Source organism: Phytoactinopolyspora limicola (assembly GCF_011320225.1).
GTDB lineage: Bacteria > Actinomycetota > Actinomycetes > Jiangellales > Jiangellaceae > Phytoactinopolyspora > Phytoactinopolyspora limicola.
This window is the reverse complement of sequence record NZ_JAAOEN010000007.1, coordinates 23,375-40,637: the sequence shown is the minus strand read 5'-3', so window position 1 is coordinate 40,637 and position 17,263 is coordinate 23,375. Positions and strand designations below refer to the sequence as shown.

General features: G+C 65.2%; 19 protein-coding genes. 6 read left to right on the top strand and 13 right to left on the bottom strand.

Annotation, left to right across the window (positions count from 1 at the left end):
* Nucleotides 1-286 precede the first annotated feature (286 nt).
* The 3 genes from G8760_RS17260 to G8760_RS17250 all read left to right on the top strand — a co-directional run bounded on the left by G8760_RS17260 (nt 287) and on the right by G8760_RS17250 (nt 2,643).
* Nucleotides 287-937 (top strand): hypothetical protein, encoded by a 651-nt coding sequence (locus tag G8760_RS17260; RefSeq protein WP_166353449.1) that lies wholly within the window; start codon nt 287-289, stop codon nt 935-937.
* A gap of 123 nt (nt 938-1,060) precedes the next feature.
* Nucleotides 1,061-1,765, top strand: coding sequence for a cytidylate kinase family protein (locus G8760_RS17255; RefSeq protein ID WP_166353447.1), 705 nt, complete (start codon nt 1,061-1,063; stop codon nt 1,763-1,765).
* A gap of 401 nt (nt 1,766-2,166) precedes the next feature.
* Complete coding sequence (locus G8760_RS17250; RefSeq protein WP_166353445.1) at nt 2,167-2,643, top strand: NUDIX hydrolase; 477 nt, start codon at nt 2,167-2,169, stop codon at nt 2,641-2,643.
* 159 nt (nt 2,644-2,802) lie between these two features.
* Here the strand turns inward: G8760_RS17250 and G8760_RS17245 are convergent, their stop codons facing one another.
* The 4 genes from G8760_RS17245 to G8760_RS17230 form a co-directional block, all read right to left on the bottom strand.
* Nucleotides 2,803-4,050, bottom strand: a complete 1,248-nt coding sequence (locus G8760_RS17245; protein WP_166353443.1) for a type II toxin-antitoxin system HipA family toxin — start codon at nt 4,048-4,050, stop codon at nt 2,803-2,805.
* Nucleotides 4,047-4,355, bottom strand: coding sequence for a helix-turn-helix domain-containing protein (locus tag G8760_RS17240; RefSeq protein ID WP_166353441.1), 309 nt, complete (start codon nt 4,353-4,355; stop codon nt 4,047-4,049). The genes G8760_RS17245 and G8760_RS17240 overlap by 4 nt, the downstream gene beginning before the upstream one ends.
* 630 nt (nt 4,356-4,985) lie before the next feature.
* Complete coding sequence (locus G8760_RS17235) at nt 4,986-6,365, bottom strand: GGDEF domain-containing protein (RefSeq protein WP_166353439.1); 1,380 nt, start codon at nt 6,363-6,365, stop codon at nt 4,986-4,988.
* Between the two features lie 431 nt (nt 6,366-6,796).
* Nucleotides 6,797-8,032 carry an MFS transporter gene (locus tag G8760_RS17230; RefSeq protein WP_166353437.1) on the bottom strand — a complete coding sequence of 412 codons (1,236 nt, stop codon included), beginning with the start codon at nt 8,030-8,032 and terminating at the stop codon, nt 6,797-6,799.
* A 436-nt stretch (nt 8,033-8,468) separates the two neighbouring features.
* Here G8760_RS17230 and arfB point away from each other — a divergent pair, with 436 nt between their 5' ends.
* On the top strand, nt 8,469-8,894 hold the full coding sequence (arfB, locus tag G8760_RS17225; RefSeq protein ID WP_166353435.1) for an alternative ribosome rescue aminoacyl-tRNA hydrolase ArfB: 426 nt from the start codon (nt 8,469-8,471) through the stop codon (nt 8,892-8,894).
* Nucleotides 8,895-8,960: 66 nt separating this feature from the next.
* Here the strand turns inward: arfB and G8760_RS17220 are convergent, their stop codons facing one another.
* Together G8760_RS17220 and G8760_RS17215 are read right to left on the bottom strand one after the other, a co-directional pair.
* Nucleotides 8,961-9,401, bottom strand: a complete 441-nt coding sequence (locus G8760_RS17220; protein WP_166353433.1) for a MarR family winged helix-turn-helix transcriptional regulator — start codon at nt 9,399-9,401, stop codon at nt 8,961-8,963.
* A complete protein-coding gene (locus G8760_RS17215) occupies nt 9,398-9,778 on the bottom strand; it encodes a hypothetical protein (protein ID WP_166353431.1) in 381 nt (126 codons plus the stop codon). The genes G8760_RS17220 and G8760_RS17215 overlap by 4 nt, the downstream gene beginning before the upstream one ends.
* Before the next feature lie 135 nt (nt 9,779-9,913).
* Between G8760_RS17215 and G8760_RS17210 the strand changes: the two genes are divergently transcribed.
* Nucleotides 9,914-10,519, top strand: a complete 606-nt coding sequence (locus tag G8760_RS17210) for a dihydrofolate reductase family protein (protein WP_166353429.1) — start codon at nt 9,914-9,916, stop codon at nt 10,517-10,519.
* 59 nt (nt 10,520-10,578) lie between these two features.
* Here the strand turns inward: G8760_RS17210 and G8760_RS17205 are convergent, their stop codons facing one another.
* A complete protein-coding gene (locus G8760_RS17205; protein WP_166353427.1) occupies nt 10,579-11,829 on the bottom strand; it encodes an RNA polymerase sigma factor in 1,251 nt (416 codons plus the stop codon).
* A gap of 117 nt (nt 11,830-11,946) precedes the next feature.
* On the opposite strand from G8760_RS17205, the gene G8760_RS17200 reads away from it, so the two are divergent.
* The gene (locus G8760_RS17200; RefSeq protein ID WP_166353425.1) at nt 11,947-12,405 is read left to right on the top strand and encodes a hypothetical protein; all 459 of its coding nucleotides are present in this window, start codon (nt 11,947-11,949) and stop codon (nt 12,403-12,405) included.
* 16 nt (nt 12,406-12,421) lie between these two features.
* On the opposite strand, the gene G8760_RS17195 is transcribed toward G8760_RS17200, so the two are convergent.
* The 6 genes from G8760_RS17195 to G8760_RS17170 all read right to left on the bottom strand — a co-directional run bounded on the left by G8760_RS17195 (nt 12,422) and on the right by G8760_RS17170 (nt 17,249).
* Nucleotides 12,422-13,099: a 4'-phosphopantetheinyl transferase family protein gene (locus G8760_RS17195; protein WP_166353423.1), complete on the bottom strand. Its 678-nt coding sequence runs from the start codon at nt 13,097-13,099 to the stop codon at nt 12,422-12,424.
* 95 nt (nt 13,100-13,194) lie between these two features.
* Nucleotides 13,195-13,944, bottom strand: a complete 750-nt coding sequence (locus G8760_RS17190) for an ABC transporter permease (RefSeq protein ID WP_166353421.1) — start codon at nt 13,942-13,944, stop codon at nt 13,195-13,197.
* Nucleotides 13,941-14,864, bottom strand: coding sequence for an ABC transporter ATP-binding protein (locus G8760_RS17185; RefSeq protein ID WP_166353419.1), 924 nt, complete (start codon nt 14,862-14,864; stop codon nt 13,941-13,943). Before G8760_RS17185 ends, G8760_RS17190 begins: the two co-directional genes overlap by 4 nt.
* Nucleotides 14,861-15,133: an AbrB/MazE/SpoVT family DNA-binding domain-containing protein gene (locus G8760_RS17180; RefSeq protein WP_166353417.1), complete on the bottom strand. Its 273-nt coding sequence runs from the start codon at nt 15,131-15,133 to the stop codon at nt 14,861-14,863. The genes G8760_RS17185 and G8760_RS17180 overlap by 4 nt, the downstream gene beginning before the upstream one ends.
* 140 nt (nt 15,134-15,273) lie before the next feature.
* A complete protein-coding gene (locus tag G8760_RS17175) occupies nt 15,274-16,293 on the bottom strand; it encodes a pyridoxal-phosphate dependent enzyme (protein WP_166353415.1) in 1,020 nt (339 codons plus the stop codon).
* Nucleotides 16,290-17,249: an ornithine cyclodeaminase family protein gene (locus G8760_RS17170; RefSeq protein ID WP_166353413.1), complete on the bottom strand. Its 960-nt coding sequence runs from the start codon at nt 17,247-17,249 to the stop codon at nt 16,290-16,292. The genes G8760_RS17175 and G8760_RS17170 overlap by 4 nt, the downstream gene beginning before the upstream one ends.
* Nucleotides 17,250-17,263: the final 14 nt, after the last annotated feature.

The following is a 17,263-nucleotide window of genomic DNA, read 5'->3' as shown; positions in this document are numbered from 1 at the left end:
CTGGAAACCGGTATCTGGGTCGAGCGAGCGAGGATTCACCGCACCAGGCCGGTTGCCGCCCGACATCGCCGTCCGCAACCGCAAGATCCGCAAGGCAGACCCTAGTCACGTGACGGATGCGGCGTTGTTGATCTTGTCGCAGACTGAGGCTTCAGGCGAGTCAGGCGGTTGTGGCTCGCACGGTGGTAGGGCTCCAGCAACGCAAGGTTGGCGTGGAGAAGCCCGTGAGGCCGAGTTGGTGGTCGCATCTTTGCGGTCGCGGTGTATCCCGTTGAATGGAGATGACTTGAAAGCCCACGCGATAACACGAAGTGCGTTGACGTCGTTGCTGGCCTTGACCTGTGTGCTTGCCCTCGCGACCTCTAGTACGGGGGTTGAAGGCGGCGATGTTGCTGAGCCGCAACTTCCGGTGAGTGAAGAAGAGTTCGTCGCTGGGGCCATGGAGGTCGGTGGTCTGTCCGAGGCTGATGCTCGTGATGCCTTCCACGATCCCGACGTGGTGCTGACGGTGCCGGTGGAGGTCGTCGCTGAAGACACTGTGGAAAGCGAGACCGTCGAATCGCCAAGTACGGCTGCGGCGTTCCGGGGATGCACGCTGACGGCTCGGCGGGACTACAACAATGTGTTCGGACATCGGCTCTTCCGACTAACTGTCGAAAAGTACTGGCAAGGTAACGGCTCGACGGTGCGCAACGTCTCACACGACTGGAGCCAGAGTACGACGAGCTTCGCCAGGGTTGTTGGGTGGAGGTATTACGGCCTCACCGAGTCTGTTGATGAGTACCGCTCCTGGCGCGGCATCGCGAGGGGCCGCCACTACAGCGCCCGGAGTGCCCGATGGACGGCCGGGCCCGAGTCCAGAACCCTCCAGGCGCGGATGATGACCAGGGCCGACGGCAGCTGGACCACCGATCGTGGCGACGGTAAATGCTGGTAGGCGTGCTTAAACCCCCTCCCATCAGCTTGTCGACGTCCTTCTGCGGTGTCCTGGTCGAACGCGAGCCGGCGACCACCGCAGACTGGCGTGATGCTAAATAGAGACACCGTGAAAGAGGCAGAGATGGGTCGAGGCACCCGCGGCGAGCTCATCAGTCGGCTGGCCGAGGCGATCAGGTGCGCCACGGCCGCGCACCCGCTACGGGTCGCCATCGACGGGCCGCCCGCTGCCGGCAAAACCACGCTGGCCGACGAACTCGCCGTTGTCCTGCGTGCGCAGGGTCGCGACGTCATCCGGGCGAGCATCGACGACTTCCTGTTCCCCCGTGCACAGCGCTACCGACGCGGCCAGTACTCAGCCGAAGGGTGCTACTTCGACGCCCATGATCGCGGCGCGATGTGCCGGGTCCTGCTCGATCCGCTGGGCCCAGGCGGAGATCGGCGGTTCCAACACACGGTCTACGACAGAGCCACCGACACCTCGTTCTCGCCGCCGGCCACGACCGCCCCCGCAGACGCCGTACTGCTCTTCGACGGCGTCTTCCTCCTGCGCCCAGAACTCATCGACCGGTGGGACCTGCGCATCTTCGTGTCCGTCCCACTCGAGCGGACGGTAGATCGCGCTCGGGGCCGAGGCACAGCGCTGGCCGGATCCATCGCCGACGCCGCCGACATCGAACGGGTCTGGCGCAACCGCTATATCCCCTCCCAACAGCTCTACTTCGACACTGTCGGCCCAACCGATCTCGCCGACATCATCGTGTACAACGATCAGCTCCACCGGCCGACCTGGGAAGTCCGACCACACTCCTCGATACGCAGCCTTTGACAACTGATTCCCTGGGGGTATGTCAGATTAACGGTGGATCCGGTCTTGGCATCGGCCAGTTTCCGGTTGGTGTGATGCAGGTTCGTTACTCTCTGGGAGAGCGTGCTTCTCTTCTATCCTTGAACCCACCCGCGTGTAGGTGAGCGCTAGTGTTCCTGGGCGGTGGAAGCAGAGGTGACGAACTCAGTCGTATGAGGCTAGTGTCCCGTAAACCAGGTTTCTTGACCGCAGGTGAGTCGGGCGCCACATGAAGCCGCTAGTGGCAGATGGTGGCGGTTTCGGTTGTGGTGAGTTTGCCGTCGAAGGCGGGCCCGTCGAATCAGGCCAGTAAGGCCTGGGTCAGTGGCGCCGGATCGAGGCTCGCTCGGCTGCGGCCGGCCTCGAATCATGGAGGGTGATACATGGCAAGCGAAGCCATCTTTGACAGGAACAGAAATTCCACCTTGACCGAGGTTGGTGCGCTGATCGTTAATGATGACGGACGGGTGTTCGTCCAACGACGCTCCAAGTCCCGGGGATTGTTCCCGGGCGCTTGGGACATTGCTGGGGGAGCGGTTGAAGAGGGCGAGAGCGCTATAGATGCTCTGAGCCGTGAAATCGTAGAAGAGACAGGGTGGACCTTGGCCGAGGTGCTTCATGAATTCTCCGCCAGGGAGTGGTCTGGCGGGTCTCGAACTCACGTGGAAGCGGATTTCATCGTGCGTGTTGCTGGCGACTTAGATAACCCCCGGCTGGAATCAGAGAAACATGATGACTACCGGTGGATTGGTCCCGACGACATTGGACTCTTGGAGGTCTCGGCGGAGCATACAAGCTCCGATTTCATCCTACGACTAGTCTCAGACTCCTTTTCGTGGCTGGAGTCGAATCCCTGGTAGGTGTTGGCGTAGGCGTCCGATGCCTGGTAGACGACGCCGGGGCTCCTCTGGGCCGCAGGCGCTGGCCTCAAGAGTGGTTGCGACGGTTGGTAGATCCGAGCCAACGGCGTCGGCGGATCGGAAGTGATCGCAGTGTGCAGGGTTGCGGAGGCATGCTGGTCAGCCGATCTCGTGGCGCAGCCCTTCGAAAGCGTCCTTCATGTGGCCAACCTGCCGCTCGGTGATGCCGTTGGCCTTCGCGACTCGCCGCCAGGCCTCGGTCGCGGAGAACACGTCAGTCAGGATTCTCTTGGCCTGGTCGGCGTCGAGTCCGAACACTGGGGCGGAGTCCATGAGGCCGCTGATCTCGTCGTCGCGTCCGTCGGCGAATCCAATGGTCGTTTCCCGCTTGACTGATACGTCGGGGTTCGGGTTTACGTCGAAGAGCGGTGAGAGCCCCCAGCCGGCTTTGCCGCGCAGAAACCCGTGGTTGCGAAGGTGGTCATCGGTGTTGTGGATGGCTACCGAGAACGCGATCCGCCGCCACAGTTCGATCAGGTCGGCCTTGATGGTGACGTTCCCGTGTTCGGGCAGGGTCTCGGCCAGGTCGGTGTAATCGAAGGTTTCGTCGCCGCCGTCGCGAGTGGTCAGCAACGTCATCGCAGAAATATAGGCGATGCGGGAACCATCGGCTGCCCGGTCGAACCGATCCATCAGCAGCACGGCTTTGCCGTCGATGCGCTCTAGGCGACGTGTAGGGACGTGGATTCCGGCCCTCTCGGCGAGGTCGAGGGCGGTTTTCTCCCAGGCAATCACGTCCCACTCGTCCCGAGGACTGGCGAACTTGGCGATCAGGAGCCGGTTGCCGTCCCGTACCGAGGCCTTCGGCCGGGCGCCGCCCAGAGAGCCGGTGCCGGCGTCGAGTAGTTCCTTGATCGCACCCATGTCATTCTCGTCGCGGACGACCTGCTCGGCAGCGCGTAGTAGTCGCGGCAGTTCGAGCACTTTCGGCACGTTGGGATCGACGGCCAGGAAGGGGCCATCGCACCCGGCGTCCGGCTCGGTAAACCGGAGCGCGCCTTGCCGGGTTAGGTCGGTAACGCCGAGGAGGAAGTCGATGTCGGTGACCTCGCGGCGAGTGCGTCTCTCGGCCACATCGAGTGCCTGAAGGCGTTTCTTGATCAGGTTTCGGCCCCAACGGTCCGGCGTGCAGTCGGCGAAGGAGTACGGTAGGCCGTCGGCGATCGCGTGGTTGCCTTTGAACAGGGGGAGTGCCGGATCTAGGGCGTAGGCGGCGCGGCGGGTCAGGTATGCGTCGTCGTAGCGGAAAGTGGTTGAGATTCCGCGCCGGTTGGTGGCGAAGAACGCCCGACCGACCAGGACATCGGCTCCGGCCGTGCTCAGGAAGACGTCAACCGCGCGGCTCATTGGCGCACCCGTTTGGGCAACGTGAGGTTCTGTTCAGCCAGAGACTGGCCCAGCGCGGTTTCGTAGGGGTTCATGCCTTCTAGGACGAAGTCGAGGATGCCGAGGACGCGGCACACCTCCAGGAAGACGTCGAGACCGACGTTGGGCTCGCCACGTTCTAAGCGGCGTAGCGTGGTGCGAGTGATCCCCGCACGGTCGGCTACCTGCGCGGCTGTCAGGCCCTGCAGCTTGCGGAACGTCGTGATGTACTCGCCGAGCGTGTGTGCGGCTCGACGAGAGCGGCTGGATACGGGACGAGTCGGCATCCGAGATCCTGACCTCCAGCAGTTAATGGTCATCGCAGTGCCCAATATATCCCGCTTATGGCTACTGCACTAACCATTACGCGACGTCTCGAAAAGCCGGGCAGCCATGCCGCCCACACATCGTCGTGCGGATCTGGGAGGTCGCAGCGGAATCGGTAGACGTCCCTGGCCGCGCGTTCGAGATCGCCGACCCGAAGGAAGTAGCAAGGATTTGGTCGGTGACCCCAACGGAGATGGCCCGGCCGCGGGTGGACAGCCATGCTGACCGGACGCGACGTCGGCGAGTGCGGTCGAGTACCTCCGCACGCTTCATCAACGTCTCCGATGTCGATCGTGAGCGTATGCGCAAAATCTAGCTGGCGATGGTCAGCCACGGGGGAACGCGTGTTACTCGTGGCTCGGCGAGATCCGCCTGACCTATCCCCACCCAGCATGGCCCTAATCCTTGCTCGTCGCTCCCTTCCGCGTCGTCACAATGGTGTGTTTGGCGCTGCTGCCTGCGTGGATGACATCGCCTCCTGCGGTTCACGCCGGTACCGGCCGGGGGCTATGCCGCACCCGCGTTTGAACGCCTTGGCGAACGCGAATTCCGCCGTGTAGCCGACCCGCACGGCCACCCCCTTGAGCCCTCTACTGGCCGAGTCTCTTGGTCCGCCCGGGCTGCTGTGTCGACTCTGGTGTTGGACGGTTCGGAGTTGTTGGTGTGCTGTCGTCTTGGGTTTGGCCCTCTAATGTAGTGATGCGGATTGTGTTTCGGCCGGCGTGTTTTGCCGCGTAGAGGGCGGCGTCGGCGGTGACGGTGAGGTCATCGAGAGTGATGGTGTCGTCCTCGTTGTTCGGTTGGTAGTAGACGCCGCCGACCGAGGTGCTGATTCTTATGGACTCGCCGGAGCCGTTGGGGGGTTTCATGACGATGGATTGGATCCGCAACCGAAGCCGGTCGGCTACTCGGCTCAGGTCTTGGGAGCTATCCAGGTCGGATAGCACGATCGAAAACTCCTCGCCGCCCCAGCGTCCGCAGGCGTCCTCATCGCGGATTTCGGCGCGTAACTCATTGGCGACCGCTCGGAGGACCTCGTCGCCGAAGACGTGCCCGTGTGTGTCATTGATGATTTTGAAGTGGTCCAGATCTAGCATGAGTAGACCGATGTTGGTGCGCTGGTGGCGGCTCCGGGTGAGCATGTCGGTGGCGAATTCGTGCCATCGGCCGGCGGAGGTGAGTCCCGTCTTCGTGTCGATGCGGGCTGCGTGCTCGTAGTAGCTGACCATGAGGCTGCGCTGAACCACGATCATGGCGATGACGAGCCCCGGGAGTGCCGCCGGGTAGTGGACGAGCAGAGCTGCGGCCACGAGTCCCAGACCCACTCCGGCGGCTTCCAGCAAATTATCGCAGAAACCCGCGAACAGTTTCCTGATTTGTTGAGTGGGAGTGAACAACGCAATAGCAAGCATGACGAGGCCAACGTCGATCGCCCACCGCAGCGCGCCGGCCAGGATGATGGCGCCCAGTGCCAGTAGTCCTCGTCCGCTGGTGACGTCTGGTAGCCCAGGGTAGTGCGGCACTGAGGCGGCTAGCACAAGGACGGCGACTTGCGTGGCCAATAACGCAGCTGCGCCGGAGTACACCCAGCGGTAGGGCACGGCTTGGCGTAGTTTGACGCGAAACCACAGCAGGAGGTGAATGGTGACCACGGTGACGGTTGCCAACGCTGGCGGCAGGATGATGATTGCGGCGATGGACCAAGTCGTCGTCGCGTCGAAGTACGCAGTATGGGCGCTGGGGCGCGCGCTCGCACGCCGCCGCTCGGCCTGGCGCGTCAGCTCGATCGCTAGCCATGCACTAACGATGAGTGCGCTGAAACGCGCCAGATCATCGGTTGTGATCTCCACGAGGGCCGCTGTGGCGCTGGCGACGCCGACAGCGAGAGCCTCAACAGTCAGGACTAGGACAAGGACTGGACGGGGTAGCCGCCATAACGCCCACCCCTGAACCCATCGCGTGAGTTGCATTGGTTGGCCTCCGCCGGTGGAATCCAGCCCTCCCCCACTCGCCTGGTTAGCAAGTGTCGCTCAGGGCAATCATTTAGGCAAGCACAAGCACATAAAGAGGGACAATAGGATCGAATCAGCCGCGCGGCCTTTCAGCAGAACGAAGCGCGCGGTCGCTGACCTGCGGGGGTCGTTTCTATGCGTGTGCACTACACCCAAGTCGTACGACTTGGCCATGCCTCCCGGATCGGCTGTCCTGTCGGATTCCGCTGGTGCTGCGAAAGGAGGGCCGAGCCATGCGTGACGCGCACTGGGAATCATGATCAATGTCGTTTACCCGTCCGCGCTTGTCACACCGAGAGGGGGTGCCTGTGATGCGTGACGCTCACTGGAACTGGTAGCAAATAGAATCTGAAGCGATTGTAGCCGCTAGCGTCTAGGCGTTGTCGGTCTCATCCTGGCCTTAGGGGATCAGGGCGGGATGAGACCGTCCGTGCCCAGCGTCGTGCTGCCCAGGCAGTGACGAGCGTCCCCACCGCGGCGGCGAGGGCGATAATCAGCGCAGGCGTGAGCACCTGAGCGAGCAGACCCGCCGCGATGATGCCCGCGCCTTGCGCCGCCCGCATCGCTGCCATTGCGACGCCGACTGCCTGACCTCGGTGAGGTGGGGGTGCAGCCCGCACATACGTGGCCTGAGCGACGACCTGATGCGCTGAGAACAGCCCACTCAGTGTCCAGAGCACCAGGATGATCGCTAGGCCTGGGGCCCAGCCAGTCGGGATGAGCACCAGACTTGATGCGACGGCTGCCGGGCCGAGTAGCGCGAGGCGGCGTTCGGGTCCCAGGACGCGGATCAGTAACATCCCGGCCACCGTGCCGGCTGGGCCGGCGGCCAGCAACAGTCCGACGGCTGCGGTGCGCATGTCCGTCTCGGCCGCATACGGGACGGCTAGCCCCTCGGGGACGACGTAGAACCCGGAGCAGCAGGCAATCGCCAGCGTGATCCGCAGCATCGGGTTTCTGGCCACGATGGAGCAGCCTGCTCGGATGGTCTCCCACTGCCCCGGTGGCTGGGCACCCGCAGCCGACGCCGCTGGCCGATGTAGGCGGATGCCGTGTTGGATGATGGCTGCGGACACCAGGAAGGTGACTACGTCGACGAGTAGCGCGCTAGTCACCCCGAGCTGCGCAACCAGGGCAGCTCCTGCGCCGAACCCGATCACCAATGCGCCTTGATACGTCGTCGAGATAGCGGAGAGCCCGAGTGTCAGCTGATCGCCGGGGAGGATATCGGCCAGGATCGTCTGCCGTGCCGCACCGAACGGCGACACCAGGAGCTGTACCAGGAACAACAGCCCGGCCTGCACAGCCAGCGGGATGCCGGGGATAGCCATGACTGCGACCAATCCTGCCCGGGCCAGGTCGCTTACCACCATGACCCGGCGCCGCGGCCAGCGATCAGCAAACCCGGCAAGCGCGGCACCGCCGAGCAGATCGGGAACGAAGGTCAGCGCATAAGTCAAGGCGGTGAGCCCAGCGGATTTGGTCCGGTCGTAGACCAGGAGCGTGATCGCGACCCGCGCGAGCTGGTCACCGATGACGGAGAGCGCATGGGCCGTCCAGAGCCGCCGGAACTCAACGACCGCGAAGACCTCACGGTACGACGCGGACTTGCGCGACATAGCCATGCCCAGAGTGTGACCCGGTCCGGTGCTGTGGTGAAGGGCTGGCCCGCCCGCGGGGCCGGTGAATTACCGCCGACCTAGCCCCGGGGCGACCGGTCGTGGGGTTGGGTATCCAGTCGTTGTCGTACTGGTCGTGACCGTCGAACGAGGTTGCTGCTTCCCGAGGGCGCGGTTGGCCACAGGCTCGGATGGATCTTCCGCCCAAGTTGGCCACCGAACTCGCCCTCGAGTTCTCAGCGACCAACACCAGATCGAAGGACACCGCGCTACACCACTACCGGGGACTTGACCCAGCCACAGCGCGGCCCTCACGGCTGAGGCCATAGACCTCTTGGTGCCGGTGGTCAAAGTGGACTGATCCTTGCCGGACCGGATGATCCGGGTGCACGACGCTAGGACGGCCCTGGGCCTCCTATTGCGATCTGGCAAAATGAGTGACATGCCGGGTCCATTGCGTGTGGGTGGATCGGTTGTTATTCCGGAGGCCGAGCTGCGTTGGCGTTTCTCTCGGTCGGCGGGGCCTGGTGGCCAGTCGGTGAACACGACGGACAGCAGGGTCGAACTAAGCTATGACGTGGCCGCATCGACGGCCCTGAGTCCAGCGCTGAAGGACCGGGTGTTGCGGCGGTTGGCTGGCCGCCTCACTGGTGGTGTGGTCACGGTGGCTGCTTCGGAGCATCGTTCCCAGTTGCGCAACAGGGAAGCGGCCGAGGCACGTCTCGTCCAGCTATTGGAGAAGGCCATCGCGCCTGGGCCGCGGGTGCGCCGGCCAACCAAACCCAGCCGTGGTTCGGTCGAACGCCGGCTTGCGGCCAAGCGCCGCCGCGGCGAGACGAAACGAAGGCGTCGGGCCAGCGACGACTAGGCCAAGTTGATGATGCCGCGGCGGGTGGGGCCGGTCGGCTCCGGGCGGCGCGGAACGGCGAGCGGGTCATGAGTCCAAGGCGTACGACCGGTCGATCAGATCAGTGATCGACTGCTGGAAGTCGCGGCGCTGCTGCTCGGTCCAGCCTTCCGTCAACCGTTCGAAGACCTGCTCTTGCCAGTCATGTGCTTGTTCGAGCATGGTGTGCCCGGATGCGGTGACTGCTGCCTGGCGTCGGCGTCCGTCTGTTTCCGATGCCTGCAAGGTGAGGTACCCGGCCTCCGCCGCGTTCTTGACCAGTCGTGATGCTCCGCTCTGGTCGATGCCGATCTCGTGCGCGATGGCGTTGACCGTCGCCGCTACCCCGCGCCGGGTGAGGGAGTGGACGGCCTCGGTGGCGAGCACGAGCCGACCTTGCTCAGCGATGGTGTCGTCGCTGGGTGACGTTCTACGTGCCCAGTGCCGGACGAACGCGAACAGGGCCTGGCCTGGTCCCGGGTGGCTCATTCGGTGGCTGCCATCTCGCCGTAGACGTATGCCAGCTCCAGCGCCGAGGTCAGGTCGGGTAGTCGGAGAGCGGCAGTGACCTTCCCTCCGGCCACCCGGAACACCGTGGCGACCCGGGTAGGCTCCGCACTCGCTGGCCAGGTGGCGTCTTGTTCGACGACCATCAGGCGCTCACTGACCGGATGCCACGACCGGGGCGTCAACGTGATCCCCGAGCGTTTCACCCAGTCCGCGAATTGTGCGGGTGTGATCGGGCCGGCGCCTTTCGGGCCCATAACAACGATCGGATCACCGACTGCGCTCGCTGACCGGACCAGGTCGCCGTCGTTCACGCTCGTGTGCCACTCGTTGATCGCTGCTTCCAGGGTTGACTCCATCCCAAAAATATATGCAAAACGCATAGATTTTTCCACCGATGGAATCCGAGAGGAAGTGTCGGATCAGGGCAGAGGTGTTCGTTGTGGGGGTAAGGCCGCCCACCAGGGGCGCCCCGGACGAAAGGCAACAGGATCATGAAACTGACCACGGTCACGAACGTTTCCGTCGACGGAGTGATGCAGGGCCTCGGCGGGTCGGACGAGGACCGCCGAGGCGGGTTCGAGCGCGGCGGCTGGGCCTTGCCGCTGTGGGGCGCAGACGTGGAGACGTTCCTTGGTCAGGTCTATCAGCGTGCCGACGCGTTCCTGTTCGGCCGGCGGACCTATGAGATTTTCGCCCGCTCGTGGGGCGCGATCGACGAGATGGCGAACGCGCCCATCGGACGTGCCTTGAACGCCCGCCCCAAGTACGTGGCATCGGCCACGCTCACCGACCCGCAATGGGACGGCACCACCGTCCTCGCCGGCGACCTAGCGGCCGCCGTCAGCGAGTTGAAGGCCAACCGAGAGGGTGAGCTGCAGGTTCACGGGAGCGGCACCCTGGTGCGCTGGCTCCTGGAGCATCACCTGGTCGATGAAATCACGCTGTTCACCTTTCCCGTCGTCGTCGGCCAGGGCACCCGCCTGTTCCCCGACGCCGGCCCGGACACCGCGCTCGACCTGGCCGACTTCCGAGCCTTCACCGACGGCATCACGCTCCAGACCTACCGGCCGGCCGGACGCCCGCGGTATGCGACCTGAGCATAGGAGCGAGCGCCGTCGTCACCGCAGATTGACAACGCGGTGCCGGCTGCTGATCGTCAGTCGTCGAGCTGGCCGCGGCACCGGGTGAGATACGCGATCTCGGCGGAGTTACCGGCCAGCTCGATCGCCCGGTCGTACGCCGCCCGGGCGTCGGCCGAGCGGCCGAGCTGCCGCAACAGGTCGGCACGGGTGGCGTGGAAGGCGTGGTAGTCAGCCAGCGCTTCGCCGAACCGCTCGACCGCATCCAGGCCGACGTCGGGGCCGTGGAGTTTGGCGACGGCGACCGCCCGGTTCAGCGCGACGATCGGGCTCGGGTCGATCGCAGCCAGCTGGTCGTAGAGGGCGACGACCTGCGACCAGTCGGTGGCGTGCGCGTCGGGCGCGGATGTGTGGACGGCGCTGATGGCGGCGAGAATCTGGTAACGGCCGGGTACGGCGTCGCCGCGGGCGACCACGGCCAGACGCTGGCGCACGAGTGCCAAGCCCTCGGCGATCAGTGCCTGGTCCCATACGCCTCGGTCCTGCTCGTCGAACCGCATCAGCTCACCCGATGGCGAGACACGCGCGGCGGCTCGTGCCTCGGTGAGCAGCATGAGGGCGAGCAGGCCGGCCACCTCGCCATCGTGCGGCATCAGGTTCTTGACCAGGCGTGTCAGTCGGATCGCCTCGGAGGTGAGGTCGCGACGGATCGGCTCGGAATCCTCGCGCGAGGCGAGATAACCCTCATTGAAGACGAGGTAGAGCACCGCGAGCACTCCAGCTACCCGGGCGGGCAGATCCTCGGCCTCCGGCATCCGGTAGGGGATCCTCGCGGCCTTGATCTTGCTCTTCGCACGGGTGATGCGCCGGCCCATCGTAGCTTCCTGCACCAGGAAGGCGTCGGCGATCTCGGGAAGGCTGAGGCCGCCGACCATGCGCAAGGTCAGGGCCACCCGAGCCTCCATGGAGAGCGCCGGATGGCAGCAGGTGAAGAGCAGCCGGAGCCGGTCGTCTTCGACCACGCCGATCGGCTCGGGTGGGCTGTTGTCGTAGAGCCGGAGCGCTTCCTGCTGTTTTGGGGCGCGCCGTGCTTCCCGTCGTAGCCGATCGATCGTTTTGCGGGTGGCGGTAGTGGTGAGCCACGCGCCCGGATTCGGAGGCACGCCGTCGTGGGGCCACCGCTCGACGGCGGTCGCGAACGCCTCGGCGGCCATCTCCTCCGCCAGGTCGAGATCGCCGAACCGGCGCGCCAGCAAGGCCACCACCCGGGCCCACTCCTCACGATGAACGCAGACGATGGCCGACTCGACCGTGGCGGCGTCCGTCACCTGCGTTCTCCTCTCGCGGCGGTCGTCGGGAGACACCGCTGCTCGGCTAAGAGCAGCATAGGTCGGCCGGCAGAGTGCCGTAAGAAAGCGGTAAGTGTCCGCGGGCAGCCTAGTGCCGTGACCAGAGACAACGGAGGCACCGCGATGACATTCGAGCCCACGGCCATCCAGACGTTCAGCGCCCGAGATGTGTCCGACTGGCTTCAGGTTGGTGACCACGAGGCCTACGTCGGTTACATCGCCGACGAGGAGGAGGGCTCCAACCTCGGCTTGGCTTACATCCGCTTCCGTAAGGGTGTGGCTTTCGACTTCCTGTGGGCCTACGACGAGGTGGCCGTCGTGACGAGGGGGAGCCTGACCGTGCGGTTCGGGGCCGCGGTCATGACGGCGAAGGTCGGTGAGTCGCTGTACATGCCCGCCGGGGTGCGCGGCGCCTTCGACGTCGGCGAGGACATGGAGGCGTTCTGCGTGCATTACCCGACCGACGGCAAGGCTGGTCGTGAATGGCGAGGCCCGCGGCTGCTGCCTGCGGAGGCGGAGATCCGCCCGGTGTCGATCGACGAGGTGTGGGGCTGACGCCTGACCCCGCTGACTATCCGGCGCCACCATTCGCGTGGGCGTTCAGGACCACAACAGTCAGCAGTAACCCGTCGGCGCTGAGCCAGCGGCCCTCCACCTGTGTGAGCGGCTGGCTGGCGGCCGGCGGGTGGTCGATGAGCAGCTTGACGGCGAACGTCCCGTCGGGATGGAACCGGACCTCGGCATCCTCGAAGTCCAGCCAGGTGCCGGCGAGCGGATACCAGGTCTTGTAGACGCTCTCCTTGGCGCTGAAGAGGAGGCGGTCCCAGTGTGGGCCAGGCTCGGCCACCGCCAGCTCGGCAACATGTCGACGTTCGGTCGGCAGCATGACGGCCTGCTCGACGCCCTCGGGCAGAGGTTCGTCGGGCTCGGCGTCTATGCCGATCGACACTACGTTCGCACCGTCGGCGACGACCGCGGCGCGATAGCCGGTGCAATGGGTCATGCTGCCGACGACGCCACGCGGCCACGTCGGCGCACCGCCCTCGCCGGGCACCAGTGGTGGGCGATCCATCCCCAGCTGACGTAGGGCGAGGCGCGCGCAGTACCGGACCGTCGTGAACTCGTCGCGCCGCTTCGGCACAGCACGGGCTATGTGTGCTAGTTCCTCCGGAAACAGAGGCTCAGGGGTATCGTCCACGCGGCGTTCGGCGGCGTAGACACCATGCGGGAGTAGTTGCTCTAGCAGCATGACCGACCGGTCATCGGGGGAGCTTCGACGACGTCACACGAACCTCCGGCTCTGGCCCGTCCGGCTGCGGTGCCGCGGTGGCATCCATGATCACCTCAGGTGCGTTCCCATCGCAACAGTCTGGAACCAAGGGCGCCAAAGACGATGATCATGGCGACGAGCACCCCGGTGGGCAGGAGCAGCGACGACCACGCATCGCCCTCCCACAGACCTTCCACGAGTTCGACGAACTGCCGGATCGGCGAAAAGTCCGTCGCTGTACGTACACCGTCGGGCATGGCGCTCAACGGGACGAAGGCTCCTGAGGTGAGCATCAACAGGATCATCAGCACATTGCCAATGCCGGTGGCCGCACCCGCGGACGGATACAGGCCGGCAAGTGTATAGCCCAGCGCTAAGAACGCGACGAGTCCAAGGGCCGCGGCCAGCATGACCATGACGACGTTGCCTGACGGCGTGACACCGAAGGCCAGCCACCCGACGGTCAAGGCGGCGATCATGCCGGCGAAACCGACCAGGAAATTGACGGTGAGATCGGCGGCGACGAAGGTCGCTGGTCGCATGGGGGTGAGCCGCAGCCGGCGCAGAGCGCCGCTTTCGCGCAAGGTCAGCTGGTTCACCGGTAGCACCATGACGCCGATGATGGCCAGCACCAAGGAGGTGAACGCGGGAAGGTTGGCTTCGATATAGCCTTGCCCGTCGAACTCCGGACGGGGGTCGTTGCCGAAGATTCCGCCCAGGATGAGGACCAGTACTGGAGCGAAGATGAACGAGAAGAATAGTCCGACCGGCTCACGCGTCAGGGAACGAAACAAGGTCACGGTAAGCACTCGGTAGCCGGTCATGCTGGCTCCTCGATTCGCATGGCGCGCCCGGTCAGATTCAAGAACACATCCTCGAGGCTCGGCGAGGTGGCTCGCAGATCGGCTACCCGCAGATCACGGCTGGTCAGTTCGGTCATGACGTCCTGGAGGAAGCCACCGGTACCTTGGACGGTCAGGTGCACGCCATCCGGCTGGGCGGTAGTCACCTCGTCGATCGTCGTCAAATCCAGGTCGGCAGGGGAACGCTGGGTGAGGGTGAGACGTGCCGTGGTGTCGCCGGCGTGATCACGCACGAGTGCGGGCACGGTATCGAGTGCGATGATCTGACCGTGGTCGATGATGCCTACCCGGTCACACAAATGCTCCGCTTCCTCCATGTAGTGCGTGGTCAGCACGACGGTGGTTCCTTGATCGCGGATCCCCGCCACGACCTCCCACATGGCGAGGCGTGCCTGTGGATCCAGCGCGGTGGTCAGCTCGTCGAGGAAGACGACCTCCGGGTTGTGCAGTAGCGCAAGAGCGATGAACACGCGCTGGCGCTCGCCTCCGGACAGACGCTCGACTCTGGTCTGCTGTTTGCCGGCGATACCCAACGTGGTGAGGAGGTCCGGCCAGGGGGTGGGGTCGGCGTAGAAGGCCGAATACAGGCGCATCGCCTCGGCGACGGTGACCCGTGGCGGTAGTGCCGCGCTTTGCAGTTGCACACCGGTACGGAGCGTCAGTTCGTGTCGGTCGGTGATGGGGTGCCGGCCAAGGACCGAGATGTCTCCCGACGTTGGGCGGTCCAGGCCTTCGATGCAGTTCAGCAGGGTCGTCTTGCCTGCCCCATTGGGCCCGATCAGGCCGAAGATCTCGCCCTGCTCGACCTGCAATGACACGTTATCCACCGCGGTGACGTCCTCGAACCGGCGGGTGACGTCCTCGCAAACGACGACGTTCACGGCCGATCCTCCTCTTGTTCGGTGTCTCGCTCCGGAGCTGGTGGTGGTTCCGGAGCAGGACCCATTGCTTGGGCGATGAATCGGTCGAATAGGTCTTGGCGGACGATCGCGATGCCCTGCTCGACATCGGCGAGTAGCAGCAATGTGTCTCCCGGTCGGATGTTGAACAGATCCCGGGCCCCCTTGGGGATCACGATCTGTCCCTTCTCTCCGACCTTGACCGTGCTGGCGAACTTGCCTGGCGCCGGTGGAAGATCCTCAACGTTCATCCACACCTCCTACGAGGGATACTTTTCCTACAAGTATTACCCGAAGGAGCAATTGATCTTCAACCACGCGGACCGGCGTCCACCGGAACGCCGTCATCCTTCGTGCTGGGAAGGCACTGCCCGGCGGCCGGGCTTAGGGGTCAGCGGAGGTGTGGGCGAGGCACACCCCGGACGGCCGCGCTGGCCTCCTCGGTCATGAGGTCACCGAACCTGTCGACGCCGATGTTGCCGCCGCTCACGATCACCGCGACCCGCTGGCCGGCGACGTCGACCTTCCCCGCCAGGAGTGCGGCGCACGCGGCCGCTCCACTCGGCTCGACGACGAGTTTCATCCGGTCGAACAGAAACCGCATCGCTGCCCGGATCTCGTCGTCGGTGACCAGCACCACGTCGTCGACGACACGTTGCATGATGCCGAAGGTCCAGGACCCGGGGGTGGTGAGCATCTGGCCGTCGGCCAGGTGTGGAGTCAGCTCGATCTCCACGCGCTGGCCGGCCCGCAGCGACCGTTGGGTCACCGCGGACGCGGCAGCCTCGACGCCGATGACGGTCGCCGTGGGCGACAGCGCTTTCACCGCGGTACCGCATCCGCTGATCAGGCCACCACCCCCGATCGGTGCGAGCAGCACATCCACGGCGGATGACTGCCCGGCGACCTCGAGTACCGCCGTGCCAGCACCGGCGGCGATGAGTGGATGGTTGTACGCGGGCACCATGGTCAGCCCGGTACGCTCGGCGAACGCCGCGCCAGCCTGGGCCTGCGGCATGGAGAAACGATCATACTGCTCGACCTGGGCGCCGTATGATCTCGTGGCTTCCAGCTTGGCTGCGGGCGCGTCATGCGGCATCAGCACGGCGCACCGTAGTCCCAGATTGCGGGCGGTGATGGCGACAGCCTGTGCGTGGTTGCCGGAGCTGACGGTGCAGACTCCGCGTTGTCGGACCTCGTCGAGATGCGCCGCGACATAGGTGTAGGCGCCGCGAAACTTGAACGAGCCGCCACGCTGGAAGGACTCGCACTTGACCAACACCTCAGCCGAAACCTGGGCGTCCAACGTGCGCGAGCGCACGGTAGGGGTGTGATGTGCCACGCCGGCCAGCCCGGCGGCGGCCGAGCGGATGAGATCGAGCGTCAGCTCGGGTGGAGTGGAGGACGTCATCGTGCGCTGGCGATGCCGGGGGAGGGCGACGGCAGGGTAGCGCTGTAGACGGCCTTGGCCGCGGCGGCATCCTGGAAACCGGTGCCGGTGGAGTCGAAGACCACTGGCCGGCCGCCGCCGGACACCGGTGGGGCGTCGCGCAACAGAAGGGTGCCCAGGTCGTCGCCTACGTCGGCGACGCTCATCAGCTCGTCCCGTACGGCGTGGTGTAGCTCGCCAGCGGTCAGACACTGATCGAGGACATCGGGGACGACGACGCTGCTGGCCGTCAACGCGCTCGACAACTCCTGTTTGTGCGGGCTGTCGCAGCCGACGGCGACGATGAGCGTACCTGGCTCGACGTCGCCCACCTCGAGAATGGGCGACGTCGATGGGGTACAGGTGACGACGATCTCGGCCCGGCACACGTCGCGTGGCCGGTCGACGACGGCACATCGGCGGGCAAGTTCGCTCTCGATCCGATGGGCCAGCCGCCGGCTGGCGGCTCGGGTACGGCTCCACACCACGAACTGGGACAACGGACGAATCGCCGCGAGTGCCCGGGCATGGTGCCACGCCTGTGCACCAGCACCCACGAGACCGATTGTGTGCGCGTCGGGCGGTGCGAGCAGGCCCGTGGCGACCGCACTCGCGGCCGCCGTACGCACCGCGGTGAGAGCGCTGGAGTCGAGTGCGGCCACCGGTTCGCCGCTGGAGCTGTCGAACAGCACTATGACGCCTTGGATGGCCGGCCTAACCGGCGGGTTGGCGAAGAACGCACTGTTCGCCTTGACGGCGAAGAACCCAGCGGTGTGCCCGGCTTTGACGTGGAACTCACCGTCCGGCAGATAGCTGTCGAGCCGTTCCGGCGGGGGTATCCGACCCGCCGCGTAGGCGCGGAACGCGTCGTCCATGGCGTCGATCGCGGTTGTCCAGCTCAAGGTGCGGTTGATGTCGTCGGCGTCCAGAATCAGCATCTCTTCGTCCTTCA